The organism is Shinella zoogloeoides (assembly GCF_030733845.1).
GTDB classification, from domain to species: Bacteria; Pseudomonadota; Alphaproteobacteria; order Rhizobiales; family Rhizobiaceae; genus Shinella; species Shinella zoogloeoides_C.
Genome location: NZ_CP132311.1, coordinates 2,711,328 through 2,725,422, shown reverse-complemented (window position 1 = coordinate 2,725,422; position 14,095 = coordinate 2,711,328). Strand labels below are relative to the sequence as shown.

10 protein-coding genes are annotated in these 14,095 nt (G+C 61.1%); 5 read left to right on the top strand and 5 right to left on the bottom strand.

All coding sequences use genetic code 11. The features are described 5' to 3' along the window. The first annotated feature begins 278 nt into the window (after positions 1 to 278). The 3 genes from Q9316_RS14465 to terL are packed head-to-tail and all read left to right on the top strand — an operon-like array spanning position 279 to position 4,098. On the top strand, positions 279 to 1,814 hold the full coding sequence (locus Q9316_RS14465) for a site-specific DNA-methyltransferase (RefSeq protein ID WP_306032286.1): 1,536 nt from the start codon (positions 279 to 281) through the stop codon (positions 1,812 to 1,814). A gap of 15 nt (positions 1,815 to 1,829) precedes the next feature. Then, a complete protein-coding gene (locus Q9316_RS14460) occupies positions 1,830 to 2,603 on the top strand; it encodes a DUF5681 domain-containing protein (RefSeq protein WP_306032285.1) in 774 nt (257 codons plus the stop codon). Next, positions 2,587 to 4,098, top strand: a complete 1,512-nt coding sequence (terL, locus tag Q9316_RS14455; protein WP_306032284.1) for a phage terminase large subunit — start codon at positions 2,587 to 2,589, stop codon at positions 4,096 to 4,098. Before Q9316_RS14460 ends, terL begins: the two co-directional genes overlap by 17 nt. 46 nt (positions 4,099 to 4,144) lie before the next feature. On the opposite strand, the gene Q9316_RS14450 is transcribed toward terL, so the two are convergent. Together Q9316_RS14450 and Q9316_RS14445 are read right to left on the bottom strand one after the other, a co-directional pair. Then, a complete protein-coding gene (locus Q9316_RS14450; RefSeq protein ID WP_306032283.1) occupies positions 4,145 to 4,402 on the bottom strand; it encodes a hypothetical protein in 258 nt (85 codons plus the stop codon). Then, positions 4,399 to 5,694: a hypothetical protein gene (locus Q9316_RS14445; protein WP_306032282.1), complete on the bottom strand. Its 1,296-nt coding sequence runs from the start codon at positions 5,692 to 5,694 to the stop codon at positions 4,399 to 4,401. Before Q9316_RS14445 ends, Q9316_RS14450 begins: the two co-directional genes overlap by 4 nt. Positions 5,695 to 5,906: 212 nt before the next feature. Between Q9316_RS14445 and Q9316_RS14440 the strand changes: the two genes are divergently transcribed. Further along, positions 5,907 to 6,200, top strand: a complete 294-nt coding sequence (locus tag Q9316_RS14440) for a helix-turn-helix transcriptional regulator (protein ID WP_306032281.1) — start codon at positions 5,907 to 5,909, stop codon at positions 6,198 to 6,200. A gap of 16 nt (positions 6,201 to 6,216) precedes the next feature. Here the strand turns inward: Q9316_RS14440 and Q9316_RS14435 are convergent, their stop codons facing one another. After that, entirely contained in the window at positions 6,217 to 6,669 is a 453-nt protein-coding gene (locus tag Q9316_RS14435) for a hypothetical protein (protein WP_306032280.1), read from the bottom strand. Positions 6,670 to 7,218: 549 nt separating this feature from the next. Between Q9316_RS14435 and Q9316_RS14430 the strand changes: the two genes are divergently transcribed. Further along, positions 7,219 to 11,505, top strand: a complete 4,287-nt coding sequence (locus Q9316_RS14430; protein ID WP_306032279.1) for a hypothetical protein — start codon at positions 7,219 to 7,221, stop codon at positions 11,503 to 11,505. 455 nt (positions 11,506 to 11,960) lie between these two features. Here the strand turns inward: Q9316_RS14430 and Q9316_RS14425 are convergent, their stop codons facing one another. Beyond that, the gene (locus tag Q9316_RS14425; RefSeq protein ID WP_306032278.1) at positions 11,961 to 13,271 is read right to left on the bottom strand and encodes an aspartate aminotransferase family protein; all 1,311 of its coding nucleotides are present in this window, start codon (positions 13,269 to 13,271) and stop codon (positions 11,961 to 11,963) included. Continuing rightward, positions 13,271 to 14,089: an N-formylglutamate amidohydrolase gene (locus Q9316_RS14420; RefSeq protein ID WP_306032277.1), complete on the bottom strand. Its 819-nt coding sequence runs from the start codon at positions 14,087 to 14,089 to the stop codon at positions 13,271 to 13,273. The genes Q9316_RS14425 and Q9316_RS14420 overlap by 1 nt, the downstream gene beginning before the upstream one ends. Between the last annotated feature and the right edge of the window lie 6 nt (positions 14,090 to 14,095).

Below are 14,095 nucleotides of genomic sequence, written 5' to 3'. Positions count from 1 at the left end.
TCAAAGGCCTGGAAACATCCTTTGGCAGCGCGCCCTGCCAAAGGATCGGTTCGTCATCTATTTGTTTTTACATGGTTTATTGACAATGACGCATGGCGCTGATAGTCCATGATCAACCGTGAGGTCCAAACCCTTGCGGCCGATCGGGTCTTGTCCGTTCCTAACGTCGATGACGTTTACTACGGCGCCAAAAGGCACTGACGTCCCCAGATAATCACCCGGCTTCTGCCGGCGACGGTCGGACCATGTCCGCCGCCGCAACGCTATTGGAGTGCCTTATGCCCAAGACGAACGACCCGCTCCTCAAATCCCTGAAGAGCAAGACCAAGCCCAAGGCCGCGATCGGCAAGCACGCTTCTCTGCCGTCGGATATCGCGGCATTCAACAAAACTATCGTCGATCGCGTCACCATGATTGCGCTCGACACGCTGAAGGAACATCCCCGGCGCACCCGCACCCACGACGAACGCCAGATCACGGCGATCATGGGGTCCTTCAACACATTCGGCTTTCTCAACCCGATCGTGACCGATGAGCACAATGCCGTGCTTGCCGGGGATGCCCGTGTGGAAGCCGCCCGGCGTCTCGGCATTGCCAGCCTGCCGGCCGTGCGCGTCGATCATCTGACCAGGGAGGAGAAGCGGGCCTATAAGATCGCCGACAACCGTATCGCCGAACTCGCGGGCTGGGATTTGCCGGAGCTCAGCATCGAGCTTACCGACCTCATTTCGATCGAGTTCAACATGGATGCGATCGGCTTCGATGCGCCGACGATTGATCTGTTGATCGCAGAGGCCAAGGGCGAAACCAATGATGAAGTCGATCCGGCAGACACCCTGCCGGAGGAACAGGGCGGTCCGCCGGTCTCGCGTTTGGGGGATATTTGGCTGCTCGGCCCGCACAAGCTCATCTGCGGCAGCGCGCTGGAGCAGGGTGTCATGGCAAGGCTGATGGGCGACGATCGCGCAAGGATGGTTCTGACGGACGCGCCCTACAATGTTCGCGTCAACGGTTTTGTCGGCGGCCTCGGCAAGGTGAAGCACCGCGAGTTTGCCATGGCGTCCGGCGAGATGTCGAAGCCGCAGTTCTTCGAGTTCCTGAAGACGGCCTCGCAGAACGCGGCGGACTATCTGGTGGACGGGGGCCTGCTCTACGGTTTTATGGACTGGCGCGGCCACGGCGCCTATATGGCGGCTCTCGAGGCCGCCGACCTCGTCCAGATCAATCTGTGCGTCTGGAACAAGGGCACGGGCGGCATGGGCAGCCTCTATCGCTCGCAGCATGAACTGTGCCTTGTGTTCAAGAAAGGCACCGCTCCCCATCTCAACAATGTCGAACTCGGCAAGAATGGCCGCTACCGCACCAATGTCTGGGACCATCCGGGCATGGCGTCCTTCGGCAAGAACCGCGACGAAGCGTTGAAGCTGCATCCGACGGTCAAGCCGGTAAACCTGCTGGTCGAGGCGATCAAGGATGTCACACGCCAGAACGACATCGTGCTCGACACGTTTCTCGGCTCCGGCTCGACGCTGATGGCCGCCGAGACGTGCCGCCGTATCTGCCGCGGCGTCGAGATCGACCCGCTTTACGTCGATACGATCGTGCGCCGCTACGAGGCCTATACCGGCATTGAGGCGGTCCATGCCGAGACCGGCCTGACTTATGTGCAGCTCAGCCAGCGTCGCTTCGAGACATCGACTGACCCCACGGACGGAACTATCGACCAGAGCCGTTTTAAACAAGCTCCGTCCGACGCGCCGCTCACTGTCCGCGCCCGCACCCGCTCCGGCCATGGCCTGGCGGCAAACGCATAATCGAGGTTCAATCCAATGTCGAATTCCAGAAAAAAGCTCACGACCGCCGAAGAACAGGCACGCCTCGATGAGGCGGTGGCGAATGTGCGCCGTCGCACCAGGCCCGTCCGTAAGATCGAAGACGATCAGCAGGGCGTTCGCGCCGAGACTGGTAAGGCCAAGGCGATGCCGGCGGAAAGCGCGCCGGGCAAAGCGAAGAAGCAGAAGCAGAAGCATAAGCGGGACCAGAGCCGGTCCGCTGACTATGAGGTGGGCTATGGCAAGCCGCCCGTGCATACGCGCTTCCAGCCCGGCCAGTGCGGCCACCCGCCGGGCCGGCCGAAGGGGTCGCGCAACACCAAGACACTCATCAGGGAAGAGCTGTTCAAGACGCGTGAGGTGACGATCGATGGCAAGAAGAAGCGCATGCCGCAGTTCAAGATCGGGCTGCAGCAGCTGATGGTCAAGTTCATGACAGGGGATCCGCGCGCTGCCGCGCAGGTGATCAACCTGGCTTCAAAGCTTCAGGAGCCCGATGCTGCCGGTAGTGGCAGTGAGGAGCGTCAGCACATATCCTCAGCGCCCTCGCTCACGCCGAGCGACAAGCACATCCTCGCCCGCTATCAGGCCGATCTCTACCGCGAGGCCGGTGTATCGGACGATCAGATCGCCAAGCTGCTCGAAGCGCTCGGCCTCCCGGCGCCGCACCATGACATGGATCAGGTCGAGCAATCGGGCGGTCCCCTTGAAGATGATGACGACGGCGATGAGACCATCGGCGAGGAGGACGACGATGACGATATCGTCTGACCACCTTGGTGGTCCGGGTGAGCCGCAACGGGCAGGGGGCAACTATGCTCTTCAGATGGATCAGTGGCACGCGCAGCAGTTGCTCCATGCCTGCCGCAGTTCCTTTCACCTCTTCGTCTGGCGCATCTTCGACATTCTGCATGAGCCGCGGGGTATCTCGTTCATCGACAACTGGCATGTCGAGGCCATGTGTCATGAGCTGGAATGCGTCTACCGCGGCGAGAACCGGCGCCTGCTGATCACCGTCCCGCCGCGCCATCTCAAGACGATCTGCACCTCGATCGGCTTTACCGCCTGGCTGCTCGGCCATGACCCCTCGACCAAGGTGATCCTGGCGACCTATGGCCACGACCTGTCGCGCAGCATCTTTGCCGATCTGCGCCGGGTCATGGAGCATCCGGTTTACCAGGCGCTCTTCCCCGCAACGCAGATCGCGCGCATCTCGGGTTCGGAGCTGGTGACGACGCGGGGCGGCGGAATGAAGGCGACGTCCGTCGGAGGCGCCGTAACCGGACGCGGCGCCGACGTTATCATCATCGACGACCTGATGAAGGCGGCCGATGCCCAGTCCGAGCCCGAGCGTCGGCGGGCCGAGGACTTCGTGAGCGGCACGCTCCTGTCGCGCTTCGACAGCAAGAGAGACGGTAGGGTCGTTTCCATCCAGCAGCGTCTGCATGAGGGCGATGTCGCCTCCTATCTCCTTTCGACCGGCGAATACCGGCATTTGAACCTGCCGGCGATCGCGCAGGAACCGCAGGAGATTGCGCTTGGCAAGGGGCGGGTCAAGTATCGTGCTGTCGGAGATGTCCTGTTCCCGCAGCAGGAACCGATCGAGGTCCTGAACCGCGTGCGCGCCGAACTCGGGCCGATGGTGTTTTCTGCGCAATATCTCCAGGATCCGACGCCGCCCGGCGGCAACCGCATGAGCTGGGGTGACTTCCACACCTATGAGGAGGCGCCCGAGCGGACTGAGTTCGCCATGGTGGTACAGAGCTGGGATACCGGCATGACGGCGCTTCCCCACAGCGACTATTCGGTCTGCACCACCTGGGGAGCACTCGACAGCAACAATTGGTTCCTGCTCGACGTGTTTCGCCAGCGCCTCGACTATGGCGACCTCAAGCGACGGGTCATCCAGCTGCGCAATCGCTGGAACGCGGATCGGGTCATCATCGAACGTGCCAATACGGGCATCGTCCTCATCCGCGAGCTCACGCGCGAGAATGCGTTTCGCGGCGCTCCGGTCGGTTATACGCCGCGCCTCGACAAGCAGATCCGCTTCGAGACGCAGATCGCACGGCTGAAAGACGTCAACTTCCACATGCCCGAGCAAGCCGATTGGCTGGCCGATTTCCGCCGTGAATGCCTCGCGTTCCCGAACGGACGCCACGACGACCAGGTCGATAGCATGACGCAGTTCCTCGACTTGATGTTCGGCTGGCGGCTCGGCCGCGCCTTTACCGACCCCTATCCGGGCCGTTCGGCGCGCCGCTAGGTGTTATTAGGCAGCGCTCGCGCACCAGCATAAAGGGCCGCCGGGTTCAACGGCGGCCCTTTTCATCTTCCCGGGTCCCGGCCTGCCTCAAGGCAAGGAGCCGGTCCACCGCGTCTTCGGCGGGAACGATCAGGGCGGCAAGGGCGGCCGGTTCGATCAGCTCGGACGGTGCGCGTTCGCTGAGATAACGCAGGACCGTCGTCAGGCCTTTCAGCGCACGAAGGTCGGGTTCCATCGCGACGGCGAGCGCGACCTGCATTTGTTTGTCGCTGGTCGTGCCGCCTGCGCTCTCATCCGCGCTCATGCCGCAGCCCCCTGGTTTGCGCTCTGCGCCGCCGACCAGGCGGAGAGTTTTGGTCTCAGAAGCGTCACCAGACGGTTTGCCGTGTCCGAGAGCCATCCGAGTTGCTCGTCCTCCCCAAGCCCGGCGGTCGATTGCGTGACCGACAGATCGGCCTTGAAGGGCTCTTCGGACTGGATCTTGATCTCCAGCGGCAATCCGCTTTCCGTGCGCAGTCCCTCGATCTGATCGTCCAGCATGGCTGCAAGCTGCCGGCCGGCCTCGTCGGTGAGTCGGGCAAAAATGCCCATCACGTCGTTGCTCGCACGATAGGCCGTCAGCCAACGCACCGGCGATTCCAGCGGTATGCGAACCCAGTTGTTGCCGCCGTGGGTCGGCGCAAGCTGTTCGGGGTGGTCGAAGCGGGTCTCCACTATGAAGCGGTCCCAAAACACCTTGTTGTGGTCGCGTTGCGCCGCCTTTGCCGGATCGACGATCTGATCGGCATCGCTTGCGCCATGGCCTCTCGCGCCCGCGCCATCCACCAGCACGCCGTCCACCCGCACATCCTTGACCGGAAGCGTCCGGCCGTCTTCGGCAACGATCACCCGGCTTTCGATCACCTCGGTGCGTGTCGGCACCCAGGGCACGACGATCGTATCGCCCCGCGGCGAACCCCACAGCTGGATCTCCAGCAGGCTGAGGCGGCCCGAGCCCATATTGCTGCTGTTGATATGGCCGGCCAAAGCCTCGACGTCAGAGCGGATGCCGTCACCGGCGATGACCAGGTGGAAGTCGCCAGTGGCGAGCGAGCGCGAGACGCCATCGACGAAGCGGGCCTCGTCGAGATCGGGCCACAGGGTCCGGGCATGGTCGAAGATCGGATTTGGACCCTGCCAGCGCCGCTGCTGCTTCAGGCGAGCCGTCAGGTCGCCGTAGCTCCAGCCCTTGAGAAGCGCGGCATATTCGAGGATCTGCGCGACGACCTCGCGGCGCGCCTGGGGATTGCGCCACAGCTTGCATTCGATCAGCATCAGGCGTCCGCTTCGGGTGGCGCAGAGCAGGTCGAGGAACACGACGCCGCCCTCGCGGCTCAGCGTCAGTTCGCGGCAGAGCGGCACGACGTCTCCGGCACCCGGTTCGATGAGCTCGAGCGGTATCAGCGCGGGATGGGCAAACAGCAGTTCCTGCAGCCACTTCTCGTCATAGCCGCCTGGAACGGAAGACAGCGTCCGGCGGCTGAAGGGGAGGGCGGTTGGAGGTCCTGCCGGCCCAATCGTATCCTGATCGACACTTGGAAGCAGGAGCGCTTGCATCACACGATCTCCAGCGCTTGAGGGCAATTCGTCGTTTCGGGCATGGCGGAACCTCCATAAACTTCGTCAGTCGCCATCCTGATGAAGTCGACTTCATGGTTGTGACCAATGCTCAAGTTCACTTCATGGTCAAGTCGAATTGTCGAAGTCATCTTCGCGCCATGACGGACAGGCTCAGACAAATCATCGCTTCCAGGGTCAAGGCTTCGCGCATGGCAAGAGGCTGGTCGCAGGAGGAACTGGCTGCCCGCATCAGTAAGACGCCCGAAAGCATCTCGAATATCGAGCGCGCCAAGCAACTGCCAGCGCTCGATACGCTGCTCGATCTGGCGCGGGTGCTCGACCTGCCGACGGTCGAGGTGATCGAAGCCTCAAAAGATGCCCGCAACGTGTCGCGCGAGCGGGCCGACAACGAGGCAAGGCTGGTGACCGTCGTGCAAGGGCTGAGCGACACGGCCGTCAGCATCGCGCTCCAGCAGATCGAGGCGTTGAAGACGCTCAAGTGAGCCGGCTTGCGGCGCGTCAGGTCTCTGATCTTGTATAGATCTGGTGCCTGGGGATTGTGACGTCCTTCGGCACCGGCGCCCGCGCAAAGATATCGACGACACCTGCACCCTGGCTCGCCCGCAACGATCCGGCTACGTCGATCGGCTCCATCGCGAGGTTGGCAAACCATTCATTTCCGGTCATGGCATATCGCTCCACCAGCTCCAGCCACCGTTTGGGGCGATTGAAGCGTTGGTGCAGGGCAAAATGGACTTGCTGGTTCAAGGCATATGGCGTCCAGCCGTAATAATCCTCGCTGTGATATTGCACCCGCTCCGTCGCGCCGGAGATGCAGCACTGCGTCGCCTTGGGCATCCAGCCATTGTCGATGAACCAGCCTACCAGCTGCCATCCGCGGACGCGCTCATCGTGGCTGAAGCCGTTGTAGGTGGGCAGGATGCCCCATGGCCATTTGCGCAAACCAAGCATGATGAACTCCGTATTGGTTTACTCAAGCAATGACGAAGTATGCTTCGTGGTCAAGGGCAAACACCGTCACGATATAAAATGGGAAGAAGAGCCTAAGGAAATGGTTGCTTTGGCCTCTGCACAACGATCGACGTTCTTTCGTGACCGTTTTGCGCCTTCATTCCGGTCGTTCGATCAAGCTCCGCGAGTTCCAGATAGCTGACGTCGCCGCCACTCAGCCTAGAGATCTACACGATCGAGCTGGCATGCGACCTTGCATCCTGGGATGCGTGCCTTGCCCACCTTGGGATGCGAGCCATAGCCTAATCGGTTACCCAGCCGCGCCTATAAACTTGACTGTCGATAATCGGACCGGCTGCTTGACTCCAACAACCCATCAGTGACGCTATCCATGCTGCAGCGGGCAGCTAAGGCCGTGGGCCGAACGCTGCAGATCGGGCTGGCCCGACCTAATTCAATTTGGCCGACAACGGGCGTGCACCAATGAGTACCTCTCTTACAGATAGCGGAACAGTGGAGCGGACTTTCTACCGTCTTACGAACGAGGAAGTGGCCGATCTCGAAACCGCGATTTCGACGGCGCGCCGCGGGTACTGGCGAAAAGAGCTAAAATGGGAAGACCTCCTTGCCTTCAGGCGGGTGCTGCTCGTCTCGGAAGCGGGGTCGGGTAAGACCTATGAGTGCCGCGCGCAGCAACAGAAATTGTGGAGCGAGGGCGAGGCAGCGTTTTTTCTTGATTTATCGGTCCTTGCGATGACGCCAATTGACGACATGCTCTCTGGCGACGAGTTGGATCGGCTGGAATATTGGAAACGTGCCCAGTCCGACGTAGCAACTTTTTTTCTCGACTCGATTGATGAGCTGAAGCTCACACGCGGCAAGTTTGACGTTGCGCTGCGCAGGCTTAGAAAGCTTGTCGACGGTCAGCTGGCCCGTATCCGCATTATTGTCACCAGCCGTCCGGTACCGCTCGACCGGAAGTTGATGGTCGACCAGTTTCCGATCCCAAAGCGTGAGACGGTTACGGCATCGGCAAATGCATTTGCTGATATCGCGATGCGCCACAACCGCCCGCAAAAAACCGATTATGACAACGATCATGAGGGGTGGGCCAATGTTGGCTTGCTGCCGTTGTCGACAAGCCAGATGCGAGCCTTGGCCATCTCCCAGAATGTTAGCAATCCTGATGACCTTCTGCGGGACATCGAACGGCGGAATGCAGAGGAATTTGCCGAGCGTCCCCAGGACCTCGTCGAACTATGTGCCGACTGGCGCGACCTCCAGCGCATCAGAACCCACCGCGAGCAAGTCGAGTCCAACGTTGCGACAAAGCTGAAGCCAAACGCCGAGCGTGAGGAACGGACAAACCTTTCCCTGCAGAAGGCCCAACAGCTTGCGAGCCGCCTAGCTCTTGCTGCGATCTTGATGCGAAAGCTCACCCTGCGGCACGACGCCAGCACCGACGACGTTGAGGCAAGCGTGTCTGCACTCGATGTATCGCGCTTAATCCCCGAGGCTTCAGCCGACGAGCAAAAGACACTGTTAGAGCGACCGCTCTTTGGCTTCGCAAGTTACGGCCGAGTTCGCTTCCACCACCGCTCCGTGCTGGAGTATCTCGCAGCGGTGCGTTTAGAAGCCCTTCTTCAGGAAGGCGTTCCCATGAAGTCGATCAAGCGATTTTTGTTCACGGAGACAGCTCAAGGATTGCCCGTGGTACGCCCGTCAATGCGTCCCGTCGCGGCATGGCTCGCACTTTGGCGTGACAGTGTATTCGATGAGATCGTCAGCCGCGATCCCTCGGTCATGCTGAATTTCGGCGACCCTCAGTCTCTTCGGCCTGACCAGCGCATGCGCGCGCTGGACGCATTCATCTCCAGATACAGGGAAGGCGAATGGCGGGGGCTCAGCATCCCGCACATTCAAGTTCGCCGTTTCGCCTCGCCCGATCTAGCCGAGACGATCAAGCAGCACTGGAACGCTGGTGTGCCAAATCATGAGGTCCGTGACCTGGTACTCGACCTCATTGCTGCCGGTCCCATACCGGAATGCGCCGACCTTGCCTATGAGGTCGCGCTTGATCAGGGCATGCCCGCCACCCTTCGGAGCACGGCCGTAAGTGTCCTTGTGACATTGGACGATCCGCGGGTCACCGCAATCGCGGAGAGCCTGGGGTCTATGCCTGATCTCTGGGACGACGAGGTTACCCGCCGAAGCTTTGCGCATCTCTTTCCGCACCACCTGCCGCTGGCTACTCTCGAAAAAATTCTCGTGCGGGTGCGCGAAGGTAAAGGCGCCGTCGGCTACCTGACCTATCACTTCCCGAAGATGATAGAGGGACTGGAGAGTGCAGACGCCGACCTCGACGGTTTGCGCGAGCTTCTGACGCGGCTAGTTGGTGATGGGGTGACGTGGGATCCTTCACGGCATCCCCATGTTGCAACGAACCGGCCAGACCTACTTGAGGCGCTGCTCGCAGCGTGTGGCCGCCAAGCGCATCTCGGGGTTCGCACTTCGGCATGGCTACGCTCCACCCTCCTAGCGTTACGGCTAAACGACGGCCGCCACAGTTCAGATGATCGCCCCGCGCCGCTCACAAAGGTGATCGCCAATTTGCCGACAGAAGCTAGGGAAGAGGCCTTCTGGAAGGAGGATGCGTTCTTGGCCGCTCTGCATCCGGAGCCGGACCCATGGCACCGGCTTTATACGATTTCCCATGATGGTGGGCTGACCCTAACGCCAGACTCGGACTTGGAATGGGTGAGTCGTCGACTTTCCAATCCTGACGAGCCGCTGGTCCACCGTCAGATGATGCTATGGGCTTTGATGACGGGTCTGTTGCACCGGCGTGGCGAAACGCCAGCCCCGCTGGAGGACCTCCGCCCCCTCACATCGGACTCGCCGGAGCTGACGGCGATGCTTGAGGATAGAATGAAGCCCCGCCCTCTTAGCGAGGAAATGGCCCGCCTCGAACGCAACCACGCGCGGCGTCAAAAGAAGGAGGAGCGTGATGGCGCTAAAGCACACGCAAGCTGGGTCGCCTTCTGGCAGGAGATCATCGACCACCCCGAGCAACTTTTCGGTGACAGCCGCGCCTCGGGCACGGCCTGGAATCTTTGGCGCGTGATGGAGCGGACTGGTTCCGAGAGCAGGTCCGCCGGGTGGAACCGCGCCTTCATCGAAGAGCAGTTTGGAAAGGAGGTGGCCGATAAGCTAAGGAATTCGATGCTTAAGGTCTGGCGTAATGATCGCCCTACGCTTCGAAGTGAACGACCTGACGGTGAGAAGAGGACGTTTCTTGTCCGATGGCAGTTCGGGCTGGCGGCAATCGAGGCCGAAGCCGAAGATCCGGATTGGGCGTCCAAGCTCTCGCCGGAAGAAGCTGAGCTCGCCTGCCGCTACGCGCCGATCCACCTCAATGGATTTCCGTCCTGGCTGGAGGCGCTCGCAGGTGCCCATCCCACCGCAATTGACAATGTTTTAGGCAGAGAAATCACCCTCGCGCTCTATGACACCTCCAATGAAGATCACTCTCACGTGATTCAGGATATCAAGTACGCATCTCCCGCTATCGCAGCCGTTTTCGTGCCGCGCGTGCGGCAGTGGTTGGAGTCGATGCTAAGCGGCCGCGGTTCCAATGTGCGGGCGTCGGAGACGGTCACTGACCACGCCATCGAAATCATGCTAAAATTTGGAAACGAGGATGACCGTGCATTTCTCGAAAGCGCGGTAGCGCGGTTCCTTGGGGCTGGCCTTAACGTTTCTGGGGCCGGGACTTGGTTACCTTTGCTATTCCGGCTCAACCCTGCGCGGGCAACTGATATCTTGGAAGCCGGTCTTACCGATGTCGAACCGGAAAAGGACAGTGTCGCGGTCGGGTGGTTCGCCCGGCTCTTTGGACGGGACCATGACGGGGGCGCTGTCTACCCGAAGGCGCCCGGATTTACGCCCGCCGTGCAATTGCGACTGGCAAAGCTCGCCTATCGCCACGTGCGCCCATCAGACGATGTTCGGCACGAAGGAGCCTACACCCCTGACACCCGCGACAACGCGGAAAATGCACGAAACAATCTGCTCGGCGCGGTGCTCGATCTCAGCGGCAGCGAGGGCTGGTCGACAAAGATGGCGATGATCAACGACCCGCTATTCGCGCATTTCTCGGATCGTGGGCGAATTTTGGCGGAAGAAAAGGCAGCAGAAGAGGCGGATGCCGCCACCTTATCGGAGAGCGAGTTCAAGACATTGGATACGTATGGCGAAGCACCGCCAAACACGCGCGATGCAATGTACCAGCTGCTCCGTGACCGCTTGGACGACATCGATGACGCCCTTTTGCAAGATACCTCGCCGCGTGAGCAATGGGCGCTGATCGAGGATGAGAGAGTGATGCGGCGAGCGATCGCCCGCGAGCTCAACGCAATGAACAACCACATCTACACCGTTGATCAGGAAGCTGCGACGGCCGACGAGAAGGAAACCGACATCCGGCTCCGTTCAACCTCGTCGCCGCAACAAGCGACGATCGAGTTGAAGATTGGGGAAAAGGACCGTTCTGCTGCAGATTTACGGAGCGCTCTCAAGGATCAATTGCTCACCAAGTACATGGCGGCGGAACATGCGAAGGTCGGTTGCTTGATGATCACCGTCAGTTCGGATCGAACCTGGAGGCACCCGGACACTAATGCGCAGATGACGCTGCCCATGCTGATCTCTTTCCTTGATGCTGAAGCTCGACGGCTTCAGCAAGAGCTGGGTGGCACTGTGAGGCTATTGGCTAAGGGTCTCGATTTGCGGCCACGATTAAAAACGGAAGCGGTCAGCCGGAAAGGTGGCTCATGACACTGGTCTGAAGCAAGTTGGAGGGACACCGCAGACGACTTGCCCATCGTTGCCCGAATTGCGCAGCTGCGCCTGGATTGGGGGCGAAGAGTCCAACGATAGTTCCGTTATTGCGAACAGGAGGAGACTGACGGTTGGCCAGCCAATAACCGCCATTCTTGTACGCTCCGGCGTGTCCGCCATCGACTGTTCACGCGCCAGAACCGGACGGTCCTCTTACGGCCCCATATCAGCCCTTCTACAGAGATAAGCCACTGCGCGACGCTCAACGATTTCAGCGCGTTAGGTCTACTCAAACAAAGGGGCCGCAAGTTCGATACCCTTCAAGAGCTTTCCACACGAGGTATAGAGAAAGTTGGACCTAGACCGCATTTTGCGTTAGTTCTCCAGCCTTCTTAAGGGCCAGGAACTCAATCTAAAAAGAACTATTCCAAAGGGACAAGGTCAGATTTTATCTACCAACCGGTAAATTGCGCGAGATTTTCTTTCGAAACGTTCGGCAAATCCGACAGGGCCTGATCCAGCCGGTCGAGTGCCTCCCGGATTTCACCCTCCGTTATGGTCAACGGCGGCGTGAATTCCAGGACGTTGCTGTTCATGCCGACATAATAGAGCACGACGCCGAGTTCGTAGGCGCGGTAGATCAGCTTTGCCGTCTCGGCGCGGGCCGGCGCGCGGCTTTGGCGGTCGAGCACGAGTTCGACGCCACAGGCGAGGCCCCGGCCGCGGATGTCGCCGATCAGGGGATAGCGTTCGGCGAGCCGTGCGAGACCGTCGCGCAGCAGCTTTCCGTTGCGGTCAGCGTCCGCCGCGAGGTCTTCACGGTCGATCGTTTCGAGAACCGCGAGGCCGGCGGCAGCACAGACCGGGTTGCCGTGCAGGGTCTGCATGGCAAAAGCACTGGCACAATCAAGGATTTCGGCGGGCGCGATAAGCGCCGAAAACGGCAGGCCACCACCAAGCCCCTTGCCGAGCACCAGGATATCCGGCACGAACCCCTCGTGCTCGTAACAATGCAGGCGGCCGCTGCGGGCAAGCCCGACCTTCACCTCGTCGCAGACGACGAGAATGCCGTGGGCGCGGCAGATATCGGCGAATTTCCGCAGGAAACCGTCGGGCGGCACGATAAGGCCGCCATCCGACTGGATAGGCTCGATGAAGGCCGCACCGATCGAGCCGGCCCGAACCTCAGCCAACTTCTCCCTGAGAAGCGTGAGAATGGCATCGCCGGTCGGGTCGTTCTGATAAGGGCGGTATTGATCAGGGTAGGGCAAAAGGATCAATCCCTCCGCCTTGGCCGCGCCGGCCTGAACGCTGTGGCCGGAAAATGCCATGGAGCCGACGGTGCAGCCGTGATAGGCGCCGACGAAGGCGATGATGCCGGTGCGGCCGGTTGCCTTCACGATCGCCCGATAGGCGGCTTCGTTGGCATCGGAGCCGGAATGGCCGAACCAGACCTTATGCCCGCCGCGATCGGGAAATGTCGCCAGCAGCCTTTCGGCAAGCGCCACGGCCGGTGCGTTCGAGGCGGAGAGGATGCTTGCGCCGGCGGGATTGGCGATAGCGGTGGAGACGGCCTCGACGATGGCAGGGTGGCCGTAACCGAGGCTCGCTGCGCCCCAGGCACCGGAGAGGTCGATAAGCTCGCGGCCATTTTCTTCCAAGAGCCGGGCGCCCTTTCCGCCGCTGATGGCAAGCGGGAAGAATCGCAGCTTCTGCAAAGTGCCGATCGCCGCTTCATCCCTGTCGTAGAGACTGTTGGCCATCAGCCCAGCTCCCTCGTTGCGGCCTCGAAACAGCGGGTGAGCCTGTCACCCCATGCACCGACGCCGGACAGCGTGTCGATCAGATCGTGCCGCACCTCGATGAGGGCGCCCGGCAGGCCGCGTGCATCGGCATGGACCGGCACGGTGTAGTCCTCATCCCGATGGATCGTGTAAGGCTCATTGTCGCCGATAGTGAGGCCGGACTCCGTCCGGAGTTCTCGGATCATTGTCCGGCCGAAGCCGGTTGCCGCGCCATAGAGGATGCCGGCATGCCACGGACGCTGCTTGCCGAAATAGATCGGTGTGAAGGAGTGGATGCCGACGACGATGGGGCGCTTGCCCTGTTGCTGCAACAGGTCGAGCCGTCTCGCGACGGCTTCGGCATAGGGTGTGAACAACGTCTCGATCCGCTGCGCCTTCTCGGCGTCCGTCAAGCCGATATTGCCGGGGATCTCGGTCGTTTCGCTGGTTTCCGGAATGGCGGAGGGCACACCGAGTGGGCGATTGCAGTCGATGACGAGTCGCGAATAGTTCGTCATGAACAGCGGGGCATCGAGTGTCCGGCTGAGATGCAGCGAAAGCGCGCTGACGCCGATGTCCCAGGCGATATGGCGCCGGCGCTCCGTCTCCGGCAGGCCGAGATCGCCGAGCGCCCGCGGGATACGGTTTGCGGCATGCTCGCACAGCAGCAGATAGGGCGAGGCACCATCCGGATTGACCACGCTATAGGGCGGCGGTTCGTCGATGGCGAGCAGCGGCAGGGCCGGATCGTGCCGCCATCGGTTTTCAGGGCGGGGAGCAGCGTTGCTTGAGGTCATGGCCGG

Coding starts and splice junctions, on each gene's coding strand:
- Q9316_RS14450 (WP_306032283.1), bottom strand. CDS start 4,402: ATGAGCGCGGATGAGAGCGCAGGCGGCACGACCAGCGACAAACAAATG.
- Q9316_RS14440 (WP_306032281.1), top strand. CDS start 5,907: ATGGCAAGAGGCTGGTCGCAGGAGGAACTGGCTGCCCGCATCAGTAAG.
- Q9316_RS14460 (WP_306032285.1), top strand. CDS start 1,830: ATGTCGAATTCCAGAAAAAAGCTCACGACCGCCGAAGAACAGGCACGC.
- Q9316_RS14435 (WP_306032280.1), bottom strand. CDS start 6,669: ATGCTTGGTTTGCGCAAATGGCCATGGGGCATCCTGCCCACCTACAAC.
- Q9316_RS14465 (WP_306032286.1), top strand. CDS start 279: ATGCCCAAGACGAACGACCCGCTCCTCAAATCCCTGAAGAGCAAGACC.
- Q9316_RS14425 (WP_306032278.1), bottom strand. CDS start 13,271: ATGGCCAACAGTCTCTACGACAGGGATGAAGCGGCGATCGGCACTTTG.
- terL (WP_306032284.1), top strand. CDS start 2,587: ATGACGATATCGTCTGACCACCTTGGTGGTCCGGGTGAGCCGCAACGG.
- Q9316_RS14420 (WP_306032277.1), bottom strand. CDS start 14,089: ATGACCTCAAGCAACGCTGCTCCCCGCCCTGAAAACCGATGGCGGCAC.
- Q9316_RS14445 (WP_306032282.1), bottom strand. CDS start 5,694: ATGCAAGCGCTCCTGCTTCCAAGTGTCGATCAGGATACGATTGGGCCG.